At 68.1% G+C, this 20,846-nt stretch carries 22 protein-coding genes; 17 read left to right on the plus strand and 5 right to left on the minus strand.

Annotated elements, in window-relative coordinates; all coding sequences use genetic code 11:
* Positions 1-69 precede the first annotated feature (69 nt).
* On the plus strand, positions 70-720 hold the full coding sequence (locus tag AC6LJ5_RS05310) for a DsbA family oxidoreductase (protein ID WP_498139977.1): 651 nt from the start codon (positions 70-72) through the stop codon (positions 718-720).
* Positions 721-802: 82 nt separating this feature from the next.
* Here AC6LJ5_RS05310 and AC6LJ5_RS05315 read toward each other — a convergent pair whose 3' ends face one another.
* On the minus strand, positions 803-1,510 hold the full coding sequence (locus AC6LJ5_RS05315; RefSeq protein ID WP_103271342.1) for a GntR family transcriptional regulator: 708 nt from the start codon (positions 1,508-1,510) through the stop codon (positions 803-805).
* A 214-nt stretch (positions 1,511-1,724) separates the two neighbouring features.
* Between AC6LJ5_RS05315 and AC6LJ5_RS05320 the strand changes: the two genes are divergently transcribed.
* From AC6LJ5_RS05320 to AC6LJ5_RS05365, 10 genes are all read left to right on the plus strand, one after another.
* Positions 1,725-2,516 (plus strand): SDR family NAD(P)-dependent oxidoreductase, encoded by a 792-nt coding sequence (locus tag AC6LJ5_RS05320; protein WP_212319080.1) that lies wholly within the window; start codon positions 1,725-1,727, stop codon positions 2,514-2,516.
* 177 nt (positions 2,517-2,693) lie between these two features.
* Positions 2,694-3,905, plus strand: coding sequence for an ABC transporter substrate-binding protein (locus tag AC6LJ5_RS05325; RefSeq protein ID WP_392408974.1), 1,212 nt, complete (start codon positions 2,694-2,696; stop codon positions 3,903-3,905).
* Positions 3,906-3,962: 57 nt separating this feature from the next.
* Complete coding sequence (locus AC6LJ5_RS05330; RefSeq protein WP_103271345.1) at positions 3,963-4,865, plus strand: branched-chain amino acid ABC transporter permease; 903 nt, start codon at positions 3,963-3,965, stop codon at positions 4,863-4,865.
* Entirely contained in the window at positions 4,862-5,839 is a 978-nt protein-coding gene (locus tag AC6LJ5_RS05335; RefSeq protein WP_498139978.1) for a branched-chain amino acid ABC transporter permease, read from the plus strand. The genes AC6LJ5_RS05330 and AC6LJ5_RS05335 overlap by 4 nt, the downstream gene beginning before the upstream one ends.
* A complete protein-coding gene (locus AC6LJ5_RS05340; protein WP_498139979.1) occupies positions 5,836-6,600 on the plus strand; it encodes an ABC transporter ATP-binding protein in 765 nt (254 codons plus the stop codon). The genes AC6LJ5_RS05335 and AC6LJ5_RS05340 overlap by 4 nt, the downstream gene beginning before the upstream one ends.
* Positions 6,593-7,309, plus strand: coding sequence for an ABC transporter ATP-binding protein (locus tag AC6LJ5_RS05345; protein WP_498139980.1), 717 nt, complete (start codon positions 6,593-6,595; stop codon positions 7,307-7,309). The genes AC6LJ5_RS05340 and AC6LJ5_RS05345 overlap by 8 nt, the downstream gene beginning before the upstream one ends.
* 157 nt (positions 7,310-7,466) lie before the next feature.
* Positions 7,467-8,219, plus strand: a complete 753-nt coding sequence (locus AC6LJ5_RS05350) for an SDR family NAD(P)-dependent oxidoreductase (protein WP_103271349.1) — start codon at positions 7,467-7,469, stop codon at positions 8,217-8,219.
* 8 nt (positions 8,220-8,227) lie between these two features.
* A complete protein-coding gene (locus AC6LJ5_RS05355; RefSeq protein WP_498139981.1) occupies positions 8,228-9,001 on the plus strand; it encodes an SDR family NAD(P)-dependent oxidoreductase in 774 nt (257 codons plus the stop codon).
* A 5-nt stretch (positions 9,002-9,006) separates the two neighbouring features.
* Positions 9,007-10,707, plus strand: a complete 1,701-nt coding sequence (locus AC6LJ5_RS05360; protein ID WP_498140007.1) for an FAD-dependent oxidoreductase — start codon at positions 9,007-9,009, stop codon at positions 10,705-10,707.
* 26 nt (positions 10,708-10,733) lie between these two features.
* Positions 10,734-11,342, plus strand: coding sequence for a glutathione S-transferase (locus AC6LJ5_RS05365; RefSeq protein ID WP_212319092.1), 609 nt, complete (start codon positions 10,734-10,736; stop codon positions 11,340-11,342).
* A 140-nt stretch (positions 11,343-11,482) separates the two neighbouring features.
* On the opposite strand, the gene AC6LJ5_RS05370 is transcribed toward AC6LJ5_RS05365, so the two are convergent.
* Complete coding sequence (locus tag AC6LJ5_RS05370; protein WP_498139982.1) at positions 11,483-11,938, minus strand: hypothetical protein; 456 nt, start codon at positions 11,936-11,938, stop codon at positions 11,483-11,485.
* Positions 11,939-12,605: 667 nt separating this feature from the next.
* Here AC6LJ5_RS05370 and AC6LJ5_RS05375 point away from each other — a divergent pair.
* Positions 12,606-13,115 carry a YqhG/Tai3 family protein gene (locus AC6LJ5_RS05375; RefSeq protein WP_158658291.1) on the plus strand — a complete coding sequence of 170 codons (510 nt, stop codon included), beginning with the start codon at positions 12,606-12,608 and terminating at the stop codon, positions 13,113-13,115.
* A 133-nt stretch (positions 13,116-13,248) separates the two neighbouring features.
* Positions 13,249-13,815: a hypothetical protein gene (locus AC6LJ5_RS05380; RefSeq protein WP_498139983.1), complete on the plus strand. Its 567-nt coding sequence runs from the start codon at positions 13,249-13,251 to the stop codon at positions 13,813-13,815.
* A gap of 134 nt (positions 13,816-13,949) precedes the next feature.
* Here the strand turns inward: AC6LJ5_RS05380 and AC6LJ5_RS05385 are convergent, their stop codons facing one another.
* On the minus strand, positions 13,950-15,287 hold the full coding sequence (locus tag AC6LJ5_RS05385) for a DUF3100 domain-containing protein (RefSeq protein WP_103271356.1): 1,338 nt from the start codon (positions 15,285-15,287) through the stop codon (positions 13,950-13,952).
* A gap of 313 nt (positions 15,288-15,600) precedes the next feature.
* On the opposite strand from AC6LJ5_RS05385, the gene AC6LJ5_RS05390 reads away from it, so the two are divergent.
* From AC6LJ5_RS05390 to AC6LJ5_RS05405, 4 genes are all read left to right on the plus strand, one after another.
* Positions 15,601-16,536, plus strand: a complete 936-nt coding sequence (locus AC6LJ5_RS05390; RefSeq protein WP_498139984.1) for a LysR family transcriptional regulator — start codon at positions 15,601-15,603, stop codon at positions 16,534-16,536.
* Positions 16,537-16,609: 73 nt separating this feature from the next.
* Positions 16,610-16,801 (plus strand): DUF2970 domain-containing protein, encoded by a 192-nt coding sequence (locus AC6LJ5_RS05395; RefSeq protein WP_103271358.1) that lies wholly within the window; start codon positions 16,610-16,612, stop codon positions 16,799-16,801.
* 245 nt (positions 16,802-17,046) lie between these two features.
* Positions 17,047-18,783: a nitrite/sulfite reductase gene (locus AC6LJ5_RS05400; RefSeq protein WP_498139985.1), complete on the plus strand. Its 1,737-nt coding sequence runs from the start codon at positions 17,047-17,049 to the stop codon at positions 18,781-18,783.
* Positions 18,776-19,315 carry a DUF934 domain-containing protein gene (locus tag AC6LJ5_RS05405; protein WP_103271360.1) on the plus strand — a complete coding sequence of 180 codons (540 nt, stop codon included), beginning with the start codon at positions 18,776-18,778 and terminating at the stop codon, positions 19,313-19,315. The genes AC6LJ5_RS05400 and AC6LJ5_RS05405 overlap by 8 nt, the downstream gene beginning before the upstream one ends.
* A gap of 56 nt (positions 19,316-19,371) precedes the next feature.
* Here the strand turns inward: AC6LJ5_RS05405 and AC6LJ5_RS05410 are convergent, their stop codons facing one another.
* Both AC6LJ5_RS05410 and AC6LJ5_RS05415 read right to left on the minus strand, forming a co-directional pair.
* Entirely contained in the window at positions 19,372-19,911 is a 540-nt protein-coding gene (locus AC6LJ5_RS05410; protein WP_498139986.1) for a 1,2-dihydroxy-3-keto-5-methylthiopentene dioxygenase, read from the minus strand.
* A 7-nt stretch (positions 19,912-19,918) separates the two neighbouring features.
* Positions 19,919-20,725 (minus strand): MetQ/NlpA family ABC transporter substrate-binding protein, encoded by an 807-nt coding sequence (locus AC6LJ5_RS05415; RefSeq protein ID WP_498139987.1) that lies wholly within the window; start codon positions 20,723-20,725, stop codon positions 19,919-19,921.
* Positions 20,726-20,846 lie beyond the last annotated feature (121 nt).

Raw genomic sequence — 20,846 nt, forward strand, 5'->3', positions numbered from 1 at the left:
ATTTTCCGCATTGCCGCGCGGCGGTTTTCATGCCCGGCCGCGCCCAGCCCACATTCTCCGGAGCGTTCCATGGCAAAGATAAGCATCGATTTCGTCTCGGACGTGGCCTGCCCGTGGTGCGCGGTGGGCCTGGGCGGCCTGCTGGCCGCGATCGAGCGGCTGCGCGGCGAGGCCGAGGTCGAACTGCATTTCCGGCCCTTCGAACTGAACCCCGACATGCCCAAGGGCGGACAGAACACCATCGAGCGCCTGATGGCCAAGTACGGCTACGACCGCGAGCGCATCCAGGCCAACCGCAAGGTGATCAGCGAGCGCGCGGCCGCCGTCGGCATGCCGATGCGCATGGCCGACGACAACCGCTCCTACAACACCTTCGACGCGCATCGGCTGCTGCATTGGGCCGGGCTGCAGGATCCCGCCCTGCAGGTCGCGCTTAAGAAGCGCCTGCTGGCGGTCTATCACGACGACAACCTGGACACGAGCGACGCCGAGGTGCTGGCGCGCGCGGCGGCCGACGCCGGCCTGGACGAGGCGCAGGCGCGCGAGGTGCTGGCGTCCGGCCGCTATGCCGATGCGGTCAGGACCGAGGAGGCGCAATGGCGCGATCGCGGCATCACGTCGGTGCCGTCGGTGATCCTCAACGGCAAGTACCTGGTGTCCGGCGGCCAGCCGACGGGCGTGTTCGAACAGGCGCTGCGCCAGGTGGCGCAGGAAGGCTAGATCCCCGACCCGGGGCTTGCCGTCACGGGGCGTGACGTATCGGGATGCGGCGTAGCGGGACGCCGCGCATCAGCCCCGGCGCTCAGACCCGTCCGCCCAGCTGCGCCATGCCCGGCTTGGCTCCGGCCGGCCCCAGCTTCTCGTAGTTGTTCTTCAGGATGATGCCGGCGTAGTAGACATGCTCGCGCATCAGATCCTCGGCGCGCGCGCCGTCGCGCCCGATGATGGCGTTGACGATGCGGTGGTGGTCATCGTGCGAGCGCAGGATGATGCCGTGGTCTTCCCACAGGACGATGCGGTCCGACGCGTAGGGAATGGCCTGGGCCTGCGTGGCGAAGCGCCTGACCCAGGGATTGCCGGCGGCTTCCAGGATGCTGTTGTGCAGCGTGATGTTCACCTGCTGGTACGGCATGTGGTCGTCGGGCAGCAGCACGCCCTTGCCCAGGATGCGGTCGCCTTCGTCCAGGCAATTGCGCAGGGTCGCGACCGCGTCGTTCGACAGGCCGCGCATGGCCGCCTGGCGACAGGCCAGCCCTTCCAGCGCGGCCCGCACCTCGTAGGCCGCCACGATCTCGCCGATGTCATAGGCCCGCACCGTGTAGCCGCGCTTGGGCAGGTGTTCGAGCAGGCCCTCGTTGCCCAGCGTCGCCAGGGCGGCGCGCACCGGCGTGCGCGACACGCCCAGCTTCTCGGCCAGCGGGATTTCCTCCAGGCGCGCGCCCGGGCTGAACTTGCCGTGCAGCACCCAGTCCCGCAGCGTGTCGGTCACGTGTTGAGATAGCGTATCCATGCCGCATTGTATACATGAAGAATACATACGTTCCCGCCACCGGGTTCGCATCAGGGCTTTCCCCAGTGAATTCCCCAATGAAGACTGATTTCCCTCAAAGCAAGATCAGGGAAAGCCCTTATATATGCGCGACCAGCATGTATACATAATCGCAAAAAATTTAAAGCCGCCGTTGCCGTTTCCCAGGCGGACGGCACGATCGCCAGGAGACAGCATGTCCAATGTATCCACGCCCGCCGCGGGCGCCGCTTCCCGTCTTGCCCTGGTCACGGGCGGCGGCGGCGGCATCGGCGCCACCATCTGCCAGGAGCTGGCGCAGGCCGGCTACCGGGTCGTGGTGTCGGACGTGGATGCCGGCCGCGCGCGCCGCGTGGCCGACGAACTGGGCGCGCCGCATGACGCGCGCGCCTTCGACGTCAGCGACGAAGCCTCGGTCATGGCGGCCTTCGACGACATCGAGACGCGCCACGGCCCGATCTCGGTGCTGGTCAGCGCCGCCGGCCTGCTGCTGTTCCAGGACAACGGCGAACGCCCGCTGATCAAGGACACCACGCTGGATATCTGGGAACGCAGCTTCGCCGTGAACGCGCGCGGCGTGTTCCTGTGCGGACGCGAATTCCTGCGCCGCCGCGAAGCCGCGCCGGTGCCGCACGGCCGCGTCGTCACCTTCAGCTCGGTGGCCGCGCAGCTGGGCGGCTACCGCTCCAGCGCTTCGTACATCGCCGCCAAGTCCGCCGTGCTGGGCCTGACCAAGGCCATGGCGCGCGAATCCGCGCACCTGGGCATCACCGTCAACGGCATCGCCCCGGGCCTGATCGACACCGACATGCTGCGCAGCACCGTCACCAGCAGCGGCGCGCTCGCCGCCGCCGCGCAGGCCATCCCGCTGGGCCGCATCGGCACCGTGCAGGACGTGGCCGCCGCCGTCCGCTTCCTGGCCTCGGAAGACGCCGCCTACATCACGGGCAGCATCATCGATGTCAACGGCGGCTACCGCATGCAGTAGCAACACCCGGCCGTTCCACGCAGTCGTTCGAATTTGGCGGCATGTCCGCCCAGTACCCAGGCCAGTACCCAGACCAGCGCCAGTCCCGGTCCGCTTCGCGCCATGCCCGCCGCACAGGGCAGCATCCGGCGTGGACGGTCCTGACGGCAAAAAAATGATCAGCAACGGGAGACAACCATGAAGACCAGCAGTCGCTTCGCCGCCGCCGCGCTTTGCGCGTGGGCGGTCGCCACCGGCGCCCAGGCCCAGCAGGAACCGGGCATCACCGACAAGACCATCAAGATCGGCGTGTTCGCGCCGCTGTCCGGCGCCGGCATGGCCTACGGCTTCGACGTGATGAACGCGGCCAAGATGTATTACGCCAAGATCAACAAGGAAGGCGGCATCCATGGCCGCCAGCTGGAGCTGGTGATCGAGGACGATCGCTGCAACGCCAACGACCTGGTCGCGGCCGTGAAGAAGCTGACCGAACAGGACAAGGTCTTCATGCTGAACGGCGGCTCCTGCTCGGCCGCCGTGGTGGCCGCGCGCGAATACGTCGAGCGCGAGAAGATTCCGCTGCTGATGCTGAACGCCTCGGGCGACGGCGCGCTGTATCCGCCGTCCAAGTACATCTACGGCGCGTTCTCGATCTCGCAGCACGCCGTGGGCGGCTCGATGGTGCAGTTCGCCTCGGAACACCTGAAGGCCAGGAAGGTCGGCTACATCAACCACGATGACGCCTACGGCGGCTGGAACCTGGAAGCCGCGCGCGCCCAGGCCAAGCAGCTGGGCGGCGTGGACCTGCAGGTGCAGTCGGTGAACCCGAACATCACCGACGTGACCGCGCCCATGCTCAAGATCCGCGCGGCCAATCCCGACGTGCTGCTGCTGACCACCTACGCCCGTCCGGCCGCGCTGATCATCAAGAAGGCGCAGGAACTGGGCTGGAACAAGCCCATCGTGCTGGCCGTCAACGGCACCGCCGACCTGAAGCAGCTGGTGGAGAACGTCGGCAACAAGGACGCCTTCAAGAACGTCTACATCCAGGACGTGCTGTCCGACCTGCCCGGCGGGCCCAAGCTGACCTGGGTCTACGACATGTACAAACAGGCCTATCCCGACCTCGCCGCCAAGCCCGGCCATCCGCAGACCTACATGCCCTACGGCATCCCGCCGGCGATGGCGGTGGTCAACGCGCTCAAGGCCGCCGGCCCGCAGCCCACCCGCGAGAAGGTGCTGGCCGCGCTGGAAACCATGAAGTTCGATTCCGGCGTGATGGCGGGTCCGATCGAGTTCGGCCCGAATGACCGCGCCGCTCAGGAATCGGCCATCTACATCAAGTTCGACGGCACCAGCATGTCGCTGGTCCCGGGCGCCTTCAAGAGCGTCTGGCAGTACCAGCCTTAATCACACGGGCAGCGCCCGCGCGATGGCGCAGCATCGCGCGGGCCGCCGGAGACCATCATGAGTTTTGCCGATATCTGGTTGTTCCTGCAGCAGGGGGTGCTGTCGGGACTGGTGACGGGCAGCGTGTACGCGCTGCTGGCCGTCGCCGTCGTCATCGTATTCAAGACCACCGACGTGCCGAATTTCGCCCAGGGCGAGATCTTCATGGTCGGGGGCTACATCGCATTGTTCCTGACCCTGGTGCTGGGCTGGCCCTACCTGGTCGTGATTCCCGTCACGCTGCTGGCGGTGGCCGTGGTGGCCGCGCTGTTCCAGCGCGTGGTGATGGAGCGCGTGATCGCGTCCAAGGGCGTGGGCGTGCAGCTGGTGATCGCCACGCTGGGCCTGGCCTACGCGCTCAAGGGCCTGGTGCGCCAGAGCGGCCTGGGCGACACGCCGCGCTCGCTGCCGCCGCTGGCGCCCACCGACGCCATCATCATCGGCGACGCCGTGCTGACCCAGCTGGACCTGGTGATCTTCGCCGTGGCGGTGGCCGTGATGCTGCTGCTGTTCTGCATGTTCCGCTACACCCGCGTCGGCCGCGCCATGCGCGCCGTCGGCATGAATCCCAAGGCGGCGCGCCTGACCGGCGTGAACCTGGCCCGCATCCGCATGCTGGTGTGGGCGCTGGCTGGCCTGATCTCGTCCGTGGCGGCCCTGCTCATCACGCCCAAGATCCTGATCACCCCGGACATCGGCCACATCGCCATCCTGGCCTATGCCGCGGCCATCGTGGGCGGCATCACCAGCCTGCCCGGCGCCGTGGTCGGCGGTTTCGTGATCGGCGTGGCCGAGAACCTGGTGGGCCTGTTCATTTCCACCAACGCCATCGTGGTCGCGCCCTTCGTCGCCATCATGGTCGTGCTGCTGCTGCGTCCGCAAGGCCTGCTGGGCGGCAAACTGCAGGTGAAGAAAGTATGAAAACCAACCGCATCGACCACGCCCTGCTGGCGCTGATGGCCATCGCGCTGGCCGCGCTGCCCTTCTTCGCCAGCGGCTATGTCATCTACGTCGTCAACCTGCTGCTGGTGTTCGTGGTGCTGGCCCTGGGCCTGCACCTGGTCATCGGCGAGACCGGCCAGTTCGCGCTGTCGCACGCCGCCTTCTACGGCGTGGGCATCTACACGGCCGGGCTGATCAACAACCTCTGGCATCCGCCCTTCTTCGTCTCCATCGTGGCCGGCGGCCTGCTGGCCGCCCTGATGGGCTATGTGATCGGCGCGCTGGCGCTGCGCATGCGCGACATCTACCTGGCGCTGTCCACCTTCGCCTTCGGCGAGGCCATGCAGTGGGTGTTCCTGAACTGGGATGCCGTCACCAACGGCTCGAACGGCTTCCGCATCTCGCCGGCCACGCTGTTCGGCTACGAGCTGGTGTCGGACATCAAGGCCTATCCCTTCGTCGTGCTGATCGCCGCGCTGCTGCTGTGGACCACCGTGCTGCTGTCGCGCTCGCAGCTGGGCTCGGCGTTCCGCGCCGTGCGCGAGAGCGACGTGGCGGCGCAGGCCATGGGCGTGAACGTCAACGCCGTCAAGCGCGCGGCCTTCACGCTGTCGGCGGCCTATGCCGGCATCGCCGGCGGCATGTACACGCTGTTCGCCTCCTTCATCCATCCCGAAAGCCTGGGCTTCCAGACCACCATCCTGATCCTGACCATGGTGGTGGTGGGCGGCATCGGCTCGGTGCGCGGCGCCATCGCCGGCGCGCTGATCTTCGGCCTGATCTCGGAACTGCTGCGCCAGGCGCTGTCGTTCCAGGAAATCATCTATGGCGTGATTCTCATGGGCTTCATGATGTTCGCTCCCAAGGGGCTGTTCGCCGGCCGCCAAGGCGCGCGCCGCGCGGCGGCGTCCGCCGTGGTTGCCGCCAAGACCAAGCAAGGGAGCGCCGCATGAGCCAGCACCCCCACCTCGAGGTGCAGGGCCTGACCGTCAAGTTCGGCGGCCTGACCGCGATCAACGGCCTGTCCATGCAGGTCGAGCGCGGCCGCATCCACGCGCTGATCGGCCCGAACGGCGCCGGCAAGTCCACCACCTTCAACTGCATCTCGCGCTACTACCGTCCCACCAGCGGCCGCATCAGCTTCGACGGCGCCGACATCACGCGCAAGAAGCCGCATGAAATGGCGGCGCTGGGCGTGGCGCGAACCTTCCAGAACCTGGAGCTGTTCGGCGCGCTGTCGGTGCGCGAGAACGCGCTGCTGGGCACCTACGCGCACGGCGCGGCCACGGCCGGCGCGCTGCTGCGTCCCGCCGGCGCCGAGGCGCGCGAGCGCGTCGAGCACCTGCTCGAACGCGTCGGCCTGGCCGACTTCCTGGACACGCCGGCGTGCAGCCTGGACTTCGGCCGCCAGAAGATGCTGGAACTGGCCCGCGCGCTGGCGATCTCGCCCAAGCTGCTGCTGCTGGACGAACCCGCCGCCGGCCTGCGCAACCGCGAGATCGAGACGCTAGACCGCCTGCTGACCGAGCTGTGCGAACGCGACGGCATCACCGTGCTGCTGGTCGAGCACGTGATGCAGCTGGTCATGTCGATCTCGGATCGCATCACGGTGATGTCCTTCGGCGAGAAGATCGCCGAGGGCACGCCCGCGGAGGTGCGCAGCAACCCCCGCGTCATCGAAGCCTATCTGGGCAAGGGAGCCGCCGGTGACTGACTATCTGCTTGAAGTCGAGGCGGTATCGGCCGCCTACGGCAATATCCGCGCCCTGCAGGACGTGTCGCTGAAGGTGCCGCAAGGCGCCATCGTGGCGCTGCTGGGCGCCAACGGCGCGGGCAAGTCCACCACGCTGAACGTGATCTCGCGCCTGGTCGCGCCCACCGCCGGCGGCGTGCGCTTCGCCGGCGAGGCCATTCATCGCCTGCCGGCCGACGCCATCGTCGGACGCGGCATCGTGCAGGTGCCCGAAGGCCGCGAGATCTTCCGCGACATGAGCGTGCGCGAGAACCTGGAAATGGGCGCCTACCTGCGGCGCGACCGCGGCGCCATCAAGGGCGACCTGGACATCGTCTGCGACACCTTCCCCCGGCTGCGCGAGCGCCTGGAGCAGAAGGCCGCGACGCTGTCCGGCGGCGAGCAGCAGATGCTGGCGACCGGCCGCGCCATGATGGCGCGGCCCCGCATGATCCTGCTGGACGAGCCGTCCATGGGGCTGTCGCCGCTGGTGGTGGAGCAGATCTTCGAGATCATCCTGCGCCTGAACCGCGAGCAGGGCATCACGATCCTGCTGGTGGAACAGAACGTGAAACTGGCGCTGTCGGTATCCAGCTACGCCTACATCCTGGAGAACGGCGAACTGGCGCTCGAAGGCGAATCCGCCGCGCTGGCCGAGGACGAGGCCGTGCAGAAGGCGTATCTCGGCTAGTCCCCCGAAGCGCCTGCGGCGCCTCCCCCCAAGGGGGCGCCGCGACGGACCGGCGGAGCCGGATCCGTGCGGCCGCGCTTGGAGAGGACTGCGGCATGCGGCGCGCGGCGCCTTGGGTAACGGTATTGAAGTGGGTGCGTGGATCGGGAGGAACGAGATGACGTCGATGCAAGACAAGCTGGTATTGGTGACGGGCGCCGGGCGCGGGCTGGGCGCGGCGATCGCGGCGGGCTTCGCGCGAGAGGGCGCGCGGCTGATCGTCGCGGACCTGGACGCGGCGCTGGCCACCGCCAGCGCACAGGCCATCCGCGATGCCGGCGGCCGCGCCGTCGAAGCCACGCTGGACGTCACCGACGCCGATGCGGTGCGCGGTTTCGCCGCCGATTGCGCGGCGCGCCACGGCAATATCGACGTGCTGGTCAACAACGCCGGCATCTCCGCCCGCGCGGCCTTCGACGATCCGCAAACGCCCGAGATCTGGGACCGTCTCATGGGCGTGAATCTGCAGGGCGCGTTCAACGTCACGCACGCCTTCGTCGAACAGCTCAAGGCCGCGCGCGGCGCCATCGTCAACCTGTGCTCCATCGTCGCCTATGGCTGCGGCATCTCGACCGCCGGCTACGTGGTGTCCAAGGGCGGCGTGCGCTCCTTCACCGAAGTGCTGGCGCGCGACCTGGCGCCGCATGGCGTGCGGGTCAACGCCGTCGCGCCCGGCCTGATGGAAACCGACATGACGGCCGGCCAGCGCGCCCAGGACCACGGCACCGACTGGTACATGCGCCGCGCCCCCATGGCGCGCGCCGGCCGCGCCGACGAGATCGTCGGCCCGGTCCTGTTCCTGGCCTCGGACATGGCCAGCTATGTGAACGGCGTGGTGCTGCCCGTGGACGGCGGCTACCTCGCCGTATAGGAGACATCATGAACGCATCGAGTCCGACGCCAGCGGCGGCCGGCGAGCCAAAGGCCAGCCCCGGCAAGGCCCTGGTCACCGGCGGCGCCAGCGGCATGGGCCTGGCCATCGTCGAGCGGCTGGCGCGCGACGGCTACGCCGTCATCATGGCCGACCGCAACGGCGAGCTGGCCGCGCGCGAGGCCGCCGCGCTGCGCGCGCAGGGCCTGGACGTGGACCATCGCGTCGTCGACCTGGCCGACGAGGCCGCCACCCGCGCGCTGGCGCGGGAACTGGCGCCGCTGGCCGCGCTGGTCAACAACGCCGGGCTGTTCGACGAGCGCAAGTTCTTCGACGTGTCCAGCGACGACTACCGCCGCATGTATGAAGTGAACCTGCTGGCCGTGGCGACGCTGACGCAGGAAGCCGCGCGCGACATGGCGCCGGGCGGCAAGATCGTGAACATCGCCTCGCGCGCCTACCTGGGCGCGAAGAACCATCCCCACTACGTGGCCTCGAAGGCCGCGCTGGTGGGCTATACCCGCGCCTCGGCCATGGAACTGGCGCCGCGCGGCATTCTGGTCAATGCGATCGCGCCCGGCCTGATCGACACGCCGCTGCTGCGCAACCTGTCGCCCGAGCGGCTGGCCGCGCAACTGGCGCTGCAGCCCACGGGCCGTGCCGGGCAACCGCAAGACATCGCCAATGCCGTGTCCTTCCTGGCCGCGCCGCACATGGACTTCATCACAGGCCAGGTCATTTTCGTGGACGGCGGCAAATCGCTGGGCGGATCGGGAGCATGAGCAGCATGGAAGGCATCAAATGGGACCTGGAGGTCGACGCGCTGGTCGTCGGCTCCGGCGCGGGCGGCATGGCCGCGGCGCTGACGGCGCGCGAAGAAGGGCTGGACGTGCTGCTGGTCGAGAAGACCGACCGCATCGGCGGCTCCACCGCCATCTCCGGCGGCGCGCTGTGGATCCCGCTGAACGCGCAGAGCGAGGGCGCCGGCCATCCCGACACCTTCGAACAGGTCTGGACCTATCTGCAGCAGACCGTGGGCGCCGCGTCCTCCGACGCGATGAAGCGCGCCTACCTGGAAGCCGGGCCGCGCATGATGGACTACCTGGTCGAGCGCGGCCACTTGCAGGTGGCCGCGCGCACCGCCTCGCCCGACTATTATCCTGACCGTCCGGGCGCAGCCATGGGCGGACGCTCGCTGGACCCGGTGGAGTTCGACGGCCGCAAGCTCGGCGCGAAGTTCCGCGAGCTGCGCGACCCGCTCAAGGAATTCACCGTGCTGGGCGGCATGATGGTCAACATCACCGATGTGCGGCACCTGCTGCGCGCCACCCGCTCGTTCACGGCCTGGCGCCACAGCATGAAGCTGGTGCTGCGCTACGCCGCCGACCGCCTCGGCGGCCGTCATCGCGGCACGCGGCTGCTGCTGGGCAACGCGCTGGCGGCCCAGCTGTTCCACGGCCTGATCCGGCGCGACATCCCCTATTGGCTGAACACCGCCGCGCGGACGCTGCATCGCGACGCCAATGGCCGCGTGCTGGGGCTGGCCGTGACGCGCGAGAGCAAGACGCTGAACATCCGCGCGCGCCGGGGCGTGGTCATGGCCACCGGCGGTTTTCCGTGGGACGCGAAGCGGCGCGAGCAGACCTATCCCAAGCCCGCCGGCCTGTGGTCCATGTCGCCGCGCGACAACGCCGGCGACGGCATCCGCCTGGCCGAGCACGCCGGCGCGGCGCTGGGCAGCGGCTACGCCAGCCCGGCGTTCTGGGCGCCCGTGTCGGTGCTGGAACGCCCCGGCCAGCCGCCGCTGCACTATCCGCACCTGGTGTGGGACCGCGCCAAGCCCGGCCTGATCGCCGTCAACGCCCAAGGCGAGCGCTTCGTCAATGAATCGACCTCGTACCATGAGTTCGTGCAGGCCATGCAGCGCTCGCCCGCCGATGCCGTTCCGGCCTTCCTGATCTGCGGCCAGCGCTTCATCGACACCTGGGGCCTGGGCCTGGCCCTGCCCGGCGGACGTCCGCGCCAGCACCTGATCGACGCCGGCTATCTGCTGCAGGCGCCGACGCTGGCCGCGCTGGCCGGCCGCCTGGGCGTGCCCGCCGACAAGCTGCAGGCCACGGTCGCGCGCCACGACGCGCACGCGGCACAGGGACAAGACCCCGACTTCGGCAAGGGCGGCACGGCCTACAACCGCTACCTGGGCGACCCCGAGCACCAGCCCAACCCCTGCCTGGCGCCGCTGGGCGACGGCCCCTATTACGCGGTGAAGGTCTACCCCGGCGACATCGGCACCGCCTGCGGCATCGCCGCCAACGAACACGCCCAGGCGATCGACGACGCCGGCCGGCCCATCGCCGGCCTGTACGTGGCGGGCAACGACATGCAATCCGTGATGGGCGGCGCCTACCCGGCGCCCGGCATCACCCTGGGCCCGGCCCTGACCTTCGGCTGGGTGGCCGGACGCCACCTGGCCGGCGCGACTTCCTGACGCCAGCAACCGACAAGGATCTTTCCATGAAAATCTATTTCTCCCCCGCCTCTCCCTTCGTGCGCAAATGCCTGGTGGCCGCGCATGAACTCGGTCTGGCCGATCGCATCGAGAAGCTGCCCAGCGCGGCCGGCCCGGTCGCGCGCGACCAGACCATCATCGCCAGCAACCCGCTGGGCCAGGTGCCGACCTTCTTCACCGATGACGGCCAGGTGCTGTATGACAGCCGCGTGATCTGCGAATACCTGAACGTCCTGGGCGGCGGCGCGCTGTTCCCGGCCGAAGGCAAGCCGCGCTGGCAGGCGCTGACGGAACAGTCGCTGGGCGACGGGATGCTGGGCGCCGCGCTGCTGGCCCGCTACGAAACCGTGCTGCGCCCCGAGGCGCTGCGCTGGGACGGCTGGTACGAAGGCCAGATGGGCAAGGTGCGCGACGGCCTGGCGCTGCTGGAACAGAACACCGCCGCGCTGGCGCAGCGCGTGGACATCGGCACCATCACCATCGGCTGCGCGCTGGGCTACCTGGACTTCCGCTATCCCGACTACGACTGGCGCGCCGGCTTCCCCGCCGTGGCCGCGTGGTTCGCCGCGTTCAACCAGCGCCCGTCCATGCAGGCCACGCTGCCGCACGCCTGAGCGCGACGCTCCGCTTTTGGGGCGGGCAGCGAGGACTGGGGATTCCCGCCGGGCCCCGGGCCGGACGCCCGCCTGGTACGGCGCCTATCGGGCCGCCGCTGGGCCCCTGGCGCAAGCCAGGGGCTTTTTTTCTCATGCGCCTAGCAAAGACCGCCCTTGATCTGGGCCAGCAGGACCTTGAAGTCCTCTTGCTGCATCACATCTCCATACATGACGGAGACCTTCTCGTCCGTGTTTTCCAGCCTGTTGAAAGCATGATCGAACTGCGATCTATCGCTACGCTTCAACCCGCATGCCGCATACAACCTGGCCACACCGCCCCTCCCTTCGTCCTCAACGATTGCGGAGAAGATCCGGCTTGCTTCAGGGCTTTTCTCTACCTCGAGCATTCGCTTCTCGGCATCGGAGATGCGTCCGATGAAGCCGACCATTCCCAGGCTGAATTGAGGCGCGTCCAGGGCGGACGTATCCACTTCCTCAGCCACGGCGACCGCGGGCAGCCAGGAAAACAACAGAACAACCGTCAGTCTCTTGAACCGGAGTGACTTGCCCCGCACTGGCTCAAAGGGAGCTGATGCCGCGATTGTTGCTTTCATTGACTGACTCCGATGGGACGAGTGATCGTGGCGACACAGCAATCGCTGAATGCGCTGCCGACTCACGCATCAACTTAGTTCTTTTCGGATGGCCCATGGTTATTGAATAAACAAGAGCCCATGCACCATTTTTCCGAGGATCACAGATAGAGACACCAAGGCCAGGAAACCAGGAAGTTCGAGACTCCTCCGGGGTTTTTTCCCTCGAAGAACTCTAAACAGCTGGTACCCGCCCCACAAGAGCACCGCGACGATCAGCATCGTGGCAAAGGTGGACCACCCTTCGTTCAAGTGGCCCCAGAACCACATGGTGTCGAGAAACTCACGCATTTTTCGTTTTCAGTCTCAGGCCCTCAAGGCATTCGAGGGCAATGACGAGACCTCGACACTCAATTGAGCGGTCCTCGAAACATCGGTTAGCGCCACCCGGCCAATCAATCATCATCACCGAGGGATTCTATATTTCCCTCTTTGAAAACAAGGCTCTAATGACGGTCTCCGTTGGAAAATCGGACCTATCCTAGTAGGCACGGCCTATCAACCCGGCCCACCGCGACACCGAAAAAGACCGGGCACCTAACTGCAATCAATCGTGATCTCCGTAAGACTGCGCTATGCTGCGATCCGCCACCTTTGCCCTCCTATCCAGCAGGCAGGAACCGCTTCCATGAAACGCCTTTTGACGCTCGTCCTGTGCGCCGCCGCCCTCCCCGCCTACGCGGGTTGTCCCGCTCCCGAGCAATGGGCGCGTGATTTCCAGAAGAGGCACGCCGACTTCCACTGGAACGCCAAGCGCCACGACCCGGCGCTGTTTACACCCGCGTTCGACGCGGCGCTGCGCAAGGAATGGGCCTACGCCAAGGGCGAGGTCGGCCGCCTGGACTACGATCCCTGGCTCGGCGCGCAGGACGGCGACATCGCCGAGCCCATCGCCTTCGAGGCCGAATCCGTGCAGGAAGACGCGGCGGTGGTGGCCATGCGTTATGCCTTCGTGCTGGATCCCGGCGCCGCGCCCGGCAAACACGCGGTGCACCTGGCGCTGAAGAAGGAAGGCGCGCGATGCTGGCGCCTGGACGACTTCATCACGCCGCGCGGCGACTCGCTGATGCGTCTGTTCGCCGGCGATCCGGAGCAGTCAGAGGCCGGCCCGGCGGACAAGGCAAGCGGCGCGCGCTGACCTCCGCCGGCCTGGTAGGGGCGCATGGCGCCGGCCGCGCGACAGGAGTACATTGGACTTGCCTGGCCGGGCGGAACGCCCGCCCCGCCGGCACGCTCCAAGCCTTCAGTCCCGGACGCCCAGGGAGCCCCGCATGAACATCGCCGCGATCTCGCCCGTGCCCCGCGTCGCCGCCCCGTATCCGGCGCGCATCCCCCTGCTGGACGACACCCGCCCGGTCTGGGAAACCGAATTCACCGCCCGCCAGGCGCAACGCGCCGCGCAGTTGCGGGCGGGTCGCAATGCGCAGCCCGTCGCCAACGCGCGCATCGCGCAAGTCCCGGCAGGCGACGGACGCGCCGATGCCGCCACGGCCACACCGCCGCGCGCGCCAGCCCTAGCCGCCACGCCCGCACAACCCACCGTCGATGTCGACCTGCTGCGCGACCAGCACGCGGATTTCCGCATGCGCCGGGCCATCGACGACTTCATCGCCGCCCCCGTCCAGCCGTCCGCCAATGGCACACAGGACCTGGGCACCATCGCCGGCCTGACGCCGCTGCAACCCTACCGCGTCGCCATGGGCAATCCGCAGGTCCAGGAATTGCAGACGGCCGTGGCATTGAAGGCCGCCGGCCTGGGCATCCCGAAGGTCGCCAACATCGGCCCCGTCGAGAACGCCACCGACAACGCGCGCTACCGTCCCGGCGCGCGGACCTAGTCGCCGCCCCTGGCCCAGGCCGCAACGGGTCGGCCGCGGCGAGGCGGGTGAACGCCCGGCCCGTCATCGCACAACAAGACGCATGAAAAAAGCCACCCGAGGGGTGGCTTCTTTCATCGAGGCAACGCGCCGCTTCAGTGGAAGAACTCGGCGATCATCGTCGCGCCCAGGAAGGTGCCGGCGTTGGCGGCCAGCGACACGACCACGATCTTCCAGCCCAGCTTGCGGAAGGCGGGCAGGTCCTTGAGGATGGACAGGCCGGCCATCGCCAGGATCACCGTGGTGAAGGGCAGGAAGTTGACCTTGCCCACCAGCGCGATGATCTGCTCGGAGTACGGCAGCACGCCGGGGCAGCCGGCGGTCATGGCCAGCACCGACAGCACGAACACGGCCGGCAGCTTGGGGATCACGCGCAGCAGCAGGTCGGTCAGCACCACCAGCGCCAGGATGATGAGCATGCCCGGCAGCGCGTCCAGGATCGGCACCTTGTAGCCGAACTGGTTGCCCACCAGCGCGAACAGGCCGCAGACCGCATAGGCGGTGAGGCGATCGCCGAAGCCCAGCTTGGAGCCGTGGGCGGGCGTCTCGTCGGCCACGGCATCGGCGGCGACGGCCTCGTCGGCCTTGGCGCGCGAGAAACGGCCCAGCACCGGCTCGAGCTTGCCGTACAGCCAGATGGTGGTCGGCAGCGAGATGAACAGCGTGAAATACACGCCCACGACGGTGGTGAGCAGGTTGGCGGCGGCGGCCAGCGCGGCCACCTGGTGCGCCATTTCCGGGGTCTGCTGCGAGGCGATGGCGCCCACGCCGGCGGCCATCATGCTGCCCGAGCCCACGCCCGCGCCCATGGCCAGCGAACGCGGATCGAAGATGTTCAGGCTGGTGATGAAGCCGGCCAGCAGCGCCACGAACAGCGCGCCGATCACGGTGCCGGTGATGTACTCGGCCATCACGCCTCGGCCTTCCGGCGAGTTCATGCCGTAGCGCTCGCCGATGATGGCCAGGCTGGGCTCGCGGCCCACCGAGAAGGTGGCGCCGATGGCCTCGCGCTTGATGCCCAGGAGCAGCGCCAGCGGCAGGCCCACGGCCATGGTGCCGAAGAAGTGGCCGAACTCCTGGAACACCAGGGCCCAGCCGGCTTCGCGCACCTGAGGCAGCGCGCCGCCCACCATCAGGCCGAGCTTGGCCAGGAAGGGCAGCAGCGCGTATTGCAGATAGCCGCTGATGCGCGTCTGCATGGCGGTGTCCACGCCGGCGCCGGCGGGCAGGCGCTGGCCCAGGGCCGCGACCACCGCGCCGATGAAGATGGCCCAGAGCATGGGCTGCAGCACGATCTTGCCCGGACCGACCGCGAAGGTCATGCTGCCAATGGCCTCGGAAATGAGCACCACCATCAGGATGACGACAAGCATGCGGATGCGGCTGGACAGCGACATCGAAGGCGCGGCCAGGCTGGCGCTGGCGTGAGACATGGGATTCCCCTGGAGTACGTGAGTAGCTATTGGAAGAAAGCGGGCGGATCCGCGCGCGCATCCGCCGGCATCCGCCGCGTCCTCCCGGGACGCGCGCGAACGCGCAGGGGCGATTTTCGCCCCGCCCCCACCCCGCAACCATGACATCGCCCGCGCAGAAACGTTGCGTAAAATGCAACGGTTGGGTGCTTCCTGGGAATTTCTTGCATGAACAGCCAGAAAGCCTGGGTAAACCCTTAAAAGAAGTGTGGGTTTGCCGCCGCAATCCCACCCTGTCACCGCCCGCCGCCCCGCTCTTGCATCTGGATCCCCCATGGACGAAACCCTGGACGCCCGCCGCACCCACTATTTCATGCAGGTCATGAGCCGAGGCTCGGTGCGCGGCGCGGCCGAGCTGCTGGACATGGACCCCTCCGCCGTCAGCCGGGCCATCGCCGCGCTGGAGCGCGATTGCGGCATGGCCCTGTTCGAGCGGCGCGGACGCGGTCTGGTGCCGACCGACGCCGGCCACATGCTGGCGCGCTACGTGAAACGGCAGCAGGACATCCAGGACAGCTTCTTCTCCGAGATCGACAGCCTGCGCAAGGCCGAGCGCGGCCATATCGACCTGGTGCTGGGCGAGGGCTTCGTGGAACTGATGTTCGACCGCGTGCTGCCGGGCTACTGGCGCAGCCATCCCGAGGTCACGCTGGACATCGACGTGGCGCGCACCTCCGAGATCGCGCAGCGCATCATCGACGACCAGGCCTATATCGGCCTGGTGTTCCAGCCGCCCAACGACGCGCGGCTGCGCACGCATTACTCGCGGCCCGAGCCCATCCGCGCCATCGTGCGCGACGACCATCCGCTCACCCGTCTGCGCCGGCCGCTGCTGCTGACCGACCTGGCCGACTATCCCGGCGCCGCCATGCAGGAGGGCTTCGGCGTGCGCCAGCACATCCAGGCCGCCGAGATCAGCGAGCAGGTGCGGCTGCGCAATGTGCTGACCACCTCGTCCTTCAAGGCGCTATGGCAGTTCGCCGCCACCGGCATCGGCTACGCGCTGACTCCGCCCATCGCCGTCACCGCCGACCTGCGCGCGCAGCGCCTGGCCAGCCTGCCGCTGTCCAATCCGATCCTGAACCAGGGCAGCCTGCAGGTGCTGAGCCGGGCCGGCCGCCATGTGTCCCCGGCCGCGCGGGAGCTGCTGGACCATATCGTGCGCGGCATTGCCCTGCCGGACGGCGCGACATCTGCTACGCCCGATTGAGCCGCAGCTGCGCCTGCCACGCGGCGCCACGCCGGCCTACATTGCCTGGACGACATCACGACAGGAGCAGGGCATGCGGGCTTTCTTGCGCACGGTCAAGACCGTGTTGTGGGGGTTTCTCGGAATACGCCGCCGGCGCGATTACGATGCCGACATCGCGGGCAACAAGCCCGGCCACGTCATCGCGACGGGGCTGTTGATGGCGGCCGTGCTGGTGACGCTGCTGGTGGCGGCCGCCCGCTGGGCGGTGCGCGCGGCGCTGTGAAATCCGGCGGTCAGCCGGTACGTGACCCCCGCGCTGCAAGCCCAGGCTGGAACCGGCGCCTGCCGCCACTGCGGCCGTGCCGGCGCGCGCCCGGTCATATGCTTATCGCCCGCATGACCTTATTACCAGAATGACTTAGACGCTCATCGTGGCTGCCTGCTACGGTTATGAATCCTCCCGTGGACGCGCCGCGCCCGGCGCTCCGGCAGGACACCAAGAACCGAAAGACTTCAAGGGCAGTAGACATGTACGTGTATGACCCGGTCGACCAGCAGCTCGTCGAGCAGCGCGTGGCGCAGTTTTCGGACCAGACGCGCCGCTTCCTGGACGGCCAGCTCACCGAAGACGAATTCCGCGTGCTGCGCCTGCAGAACGGCCTGTACATCCAGCGCCACGCGCCCATGCTGCGCGTGGCCATCCCCTACGGCATCCTGGCCTCGCGCCAGCTGCGCACGCTGGCGCACATCGCCCGCAAGTGGGATCGCGGCTACGGCCATTTCAGCACCCGCCAGAACATCCAGTTCAACTGGCCCAAGCTCGAGGACGTGCCCGAGATCCTGGCCGAGCTGGCCACGGTGCAGATGCACGCCATCCAGACCAGCGGCAACTGCATCCGCAACACCACCACCGACCACTTCGCCGGCATCGCGCCCGATGAGCTGGTGAACCCGCTGGTGTGGTGCGAGATCATCCGCCAGTGGTCCACGCTGCATCCGGAATTCGCCTTCCTGCCGCGCAAGTTCAAGATCGCCGTGAGCGGCGCCGTGCAGGACCGCGCCGCCGTCGGCGTGCACGACATCGGCCTGCAGGCGGTCGAGCGCGACGGCAAGCTGGGCTTTCGCGTCTGGATCGGCGGCGGCATGGGCCGCACGCCCATCGTCGGCAAGCTGATCAACCCCTTCGTCGAATGGCAGGACCTGCTGACCTACCTGCAGGCCGCGCTGCGCGTCTACAACCTGCATGGCCGCCGTGACAACAAATACAAGGCGCGCATCAAGATCCTGGTCAAGGACCTGACGCCCGAGGTGTACGCGCAACAGGTCGACGAGGAATGGCAGACCATCAAGGGCGGCCCGGACACCATCAGCCAGGCCTTCGTCGACCAGATCGCCGGCCGCTTCGTCTGGCCGCAATATGATCCGGCGGCCAGGGACGAGCCCGATCATTCGGCTGAGCTGGCCGCCACCGACAAGCGTTACGCGCGCTGGCTGCGCACCAACGTGCACGCGCACAAGGTGCCCGGCTACGCCGCCGTCACCGTCTCGCTCAAGGCCACCGGCGTGCCGCCCGGCGACATCACCGCCGACCAGATGGACGCGGTCGCCGCGCTGGCCGACGAGCATGGCTTCGGCGAACTGCGCGTCTCGCACGAGCAGAACCTGATCCTGGCCGACGTGCGCCGCGCGCGCCTGCACGAACTCTGGCGGCAGCTGGAAGCGCTGAACCTGGCCACCCCCAACGTGGGTCTGCTCACCAACATCATCGCCTGTCCCGGCGGGGACTTCTGCGCGCTGGCCAATGCCGTCTCCATCCCGGTGGCCGAAGCCATCCAGCGCCAGTTCGACGACCTGGACTACCTGTTCGAGATCGGCGAGCTGGACCTGAACATCTCGGGCTGCATCAACTCCTGCGGCCATCACCACGTCGGCCACATCGGCATCCTGGGCGTGGATAAGGCCGGCGAGGAGTGGTATCAGGTCACGATCGGCGGACGCCAGAACGGCGCGGCCAAGCCGCTGCCCGACATCGAATCCACGCGCGGCGGCGGCGCGGCGGTGGGCCGGATCATCGGCCCCTCGTTCGCGCGCGACCAGGTGCCCGGCGTGGTCGACCGGCTGATCCAGACCTACCTCGGCCTGCGTGACAGCGAAGCCGAACGCTTCATCGACGTGGTCGACCGCGTCGGCATCGATCCCTTCAAGCAGGACGTGTACGCCGATCCCGCTTTCGCCAAGCCCGCGCAGGAGCCCGCCCATGTCTGAGGTCTTTGCCCACGACGCCCCAGGCCCGCACCTGATCCGGGGCGGCCGGCTGGAAACCGACACGGCGCGCCTGTTCGCGCCCGATCCCGAAGTCGCCGCCGAAGGTCAGGTGCCGCGCGACGAGCCCGACTGGATCGTGCCGCTGTCCACCTGGAAGACCTCGCGCGCCACGCTGCGCCGTCACCATCATCCGGTGGCCGTGCTGCTGGAACCCGACGCCGACCTGCGCGAGCTGGCCGACGCCGACGGCACGCTGGATCCGTCCGGCATCGCCTTCATCGCGGTGGACTTTCCCATCTATACCGACGGCCGTGGCTATTCGCTGGCGCAGCTGCTGCGCACGCGCTATCAATGGCAAGGCGAGCTGCGCGCGGTCGGCGACGTGATGATAGACACCATCCACTATCAGGCGCGGGTGGGCTTCGACAGCTTCCTGGTCAAGCCCGGCCACGATCCGCACAAGGCGCTGGCCGCGTTCAATACCTTCACGGTGCATTACCAGAAGACGTATCCGGCGCCGACTGCGGCATAAGCCACAGGATCCTCCGCCGGGCCTGGACAATGCCAAGCCTGGCGGAAGCGCCGATCTCAGGCCAGCGTCGGAAACCGCGTCGCGATATCGTCGCCGGTGAGCCGCGCCACCCAGCCCGCCGGATCGTTGAACAGGCGGATACAGGTGAAGGCCGGGCTCGAACCCATGTCGAACCAATGCCGGATGCCGGCCGGCACCGAAATCAGATCGTCCTGCTCGCACAGCGCCGCGTACACGCGGCCTTCGGCGTGCAGCACGAACAGGCCGCTGCCGGCGACGAAGAAACGCACCTCGTCGTCGGCATGCGTATGCTCGGCCAGGAACTTGGCGCGCAGCGCCGCGCGCTCGGGATGGGACGGGTCCAGGCTGACCACGTCCACGCTGCGGTAGCCGCGCTCGGCGACCAGCCGGTCGATCTGTTCCCGATAGGCCGCCAGCACATCCTCCGGCGCCGCGCCGGGCGCCAGCGGCGCCTGCGCGCGCCAGCGCTCGAAGCGCACGCCGATGGCGGCCAGCTCGCGGCCGATCTCGCCGGCGTCGCGCAATGTGCGCCCTTGATCAGGCGCGTCCTCGGAATAGATGGTCAGCGAGGACATGAACGGCTTACCAGGAGGTGGCGTAGGCGCCGGGGAACTGCCTGGCGACGAAGGCCTTGACCTCATCGGACTGGTAGGCCTTGATGAAGCGGGCGATGCGCGGATCGCTCTTGTTGTCCTCGCGCGCGGCGATGACCACGGGCGCGAAGGGCGCGTCCTTGCTTTCCAGCGCCAGCGCATCCTTGGCGGGCGACAGGCCGGCCGGGATGGCGTAGGCCGAGTTCACGGCGGCGGCGTCCACGTCCTTGAGCGAGTGCGGCAGCTGCGCGGCCTCGATCTCGATGAACTTCAGGTTCTTGGGATTCTCGGCGATATCGAAAAGCGAGGCGGTCACGGTCACGCCCGGCTTGAGCGTGATCAGCCTGGCGGCCTGCAGCACCAGCAGGGCGCGCGCGCCATTGGTCGGATCGTTGGGAATGGCGACCTTGGCGCCCGGCGGCAAGTCGCCCAGCTTGGACACGCGCTTGGAATAGATGCCCATCTGCTGCACCACAGCGGTGGCGACCGGCACCAGGTGATAGCCGCGCGCCTTGTTCTGCGCGTCCAGGAAGGGCTTGTGCTGGTAGATGTTCAGGTCCAGCTCCTTGGCATCCAGCGCCGCGTTGGGCTGGATGAAGTCGCTGAATTCCACCAGCTTGACCTTCAGGCCGTCCCTGGCCGCGACCTCGCGCACCACCTCGCCGATCTGCGCGTGCGGACCGACGGTGACGCCGACCTTGAGTTCGGCGTCCTGGGCCGAGGCCGGCGTTGCGACGGTGCCGGCGGCGAAGCCGAGCAGGACGGACAGTAGGGCCAGGGAGCGGCGCAGGCGCATGGGAGTTCTCGCGAGACGGGAGTCGAAGGAAGCCTGGGATTCTAGATAGCGTCCCTCAAAACCGGAAGCGATGAATTTTCATATTCATATGCCCATTCGAATATAAGGATGCGGCCATGAC

The sequence above is a fragment of the Achromobacter sp. 1011791174 genome (assembly GCF_059760925.1).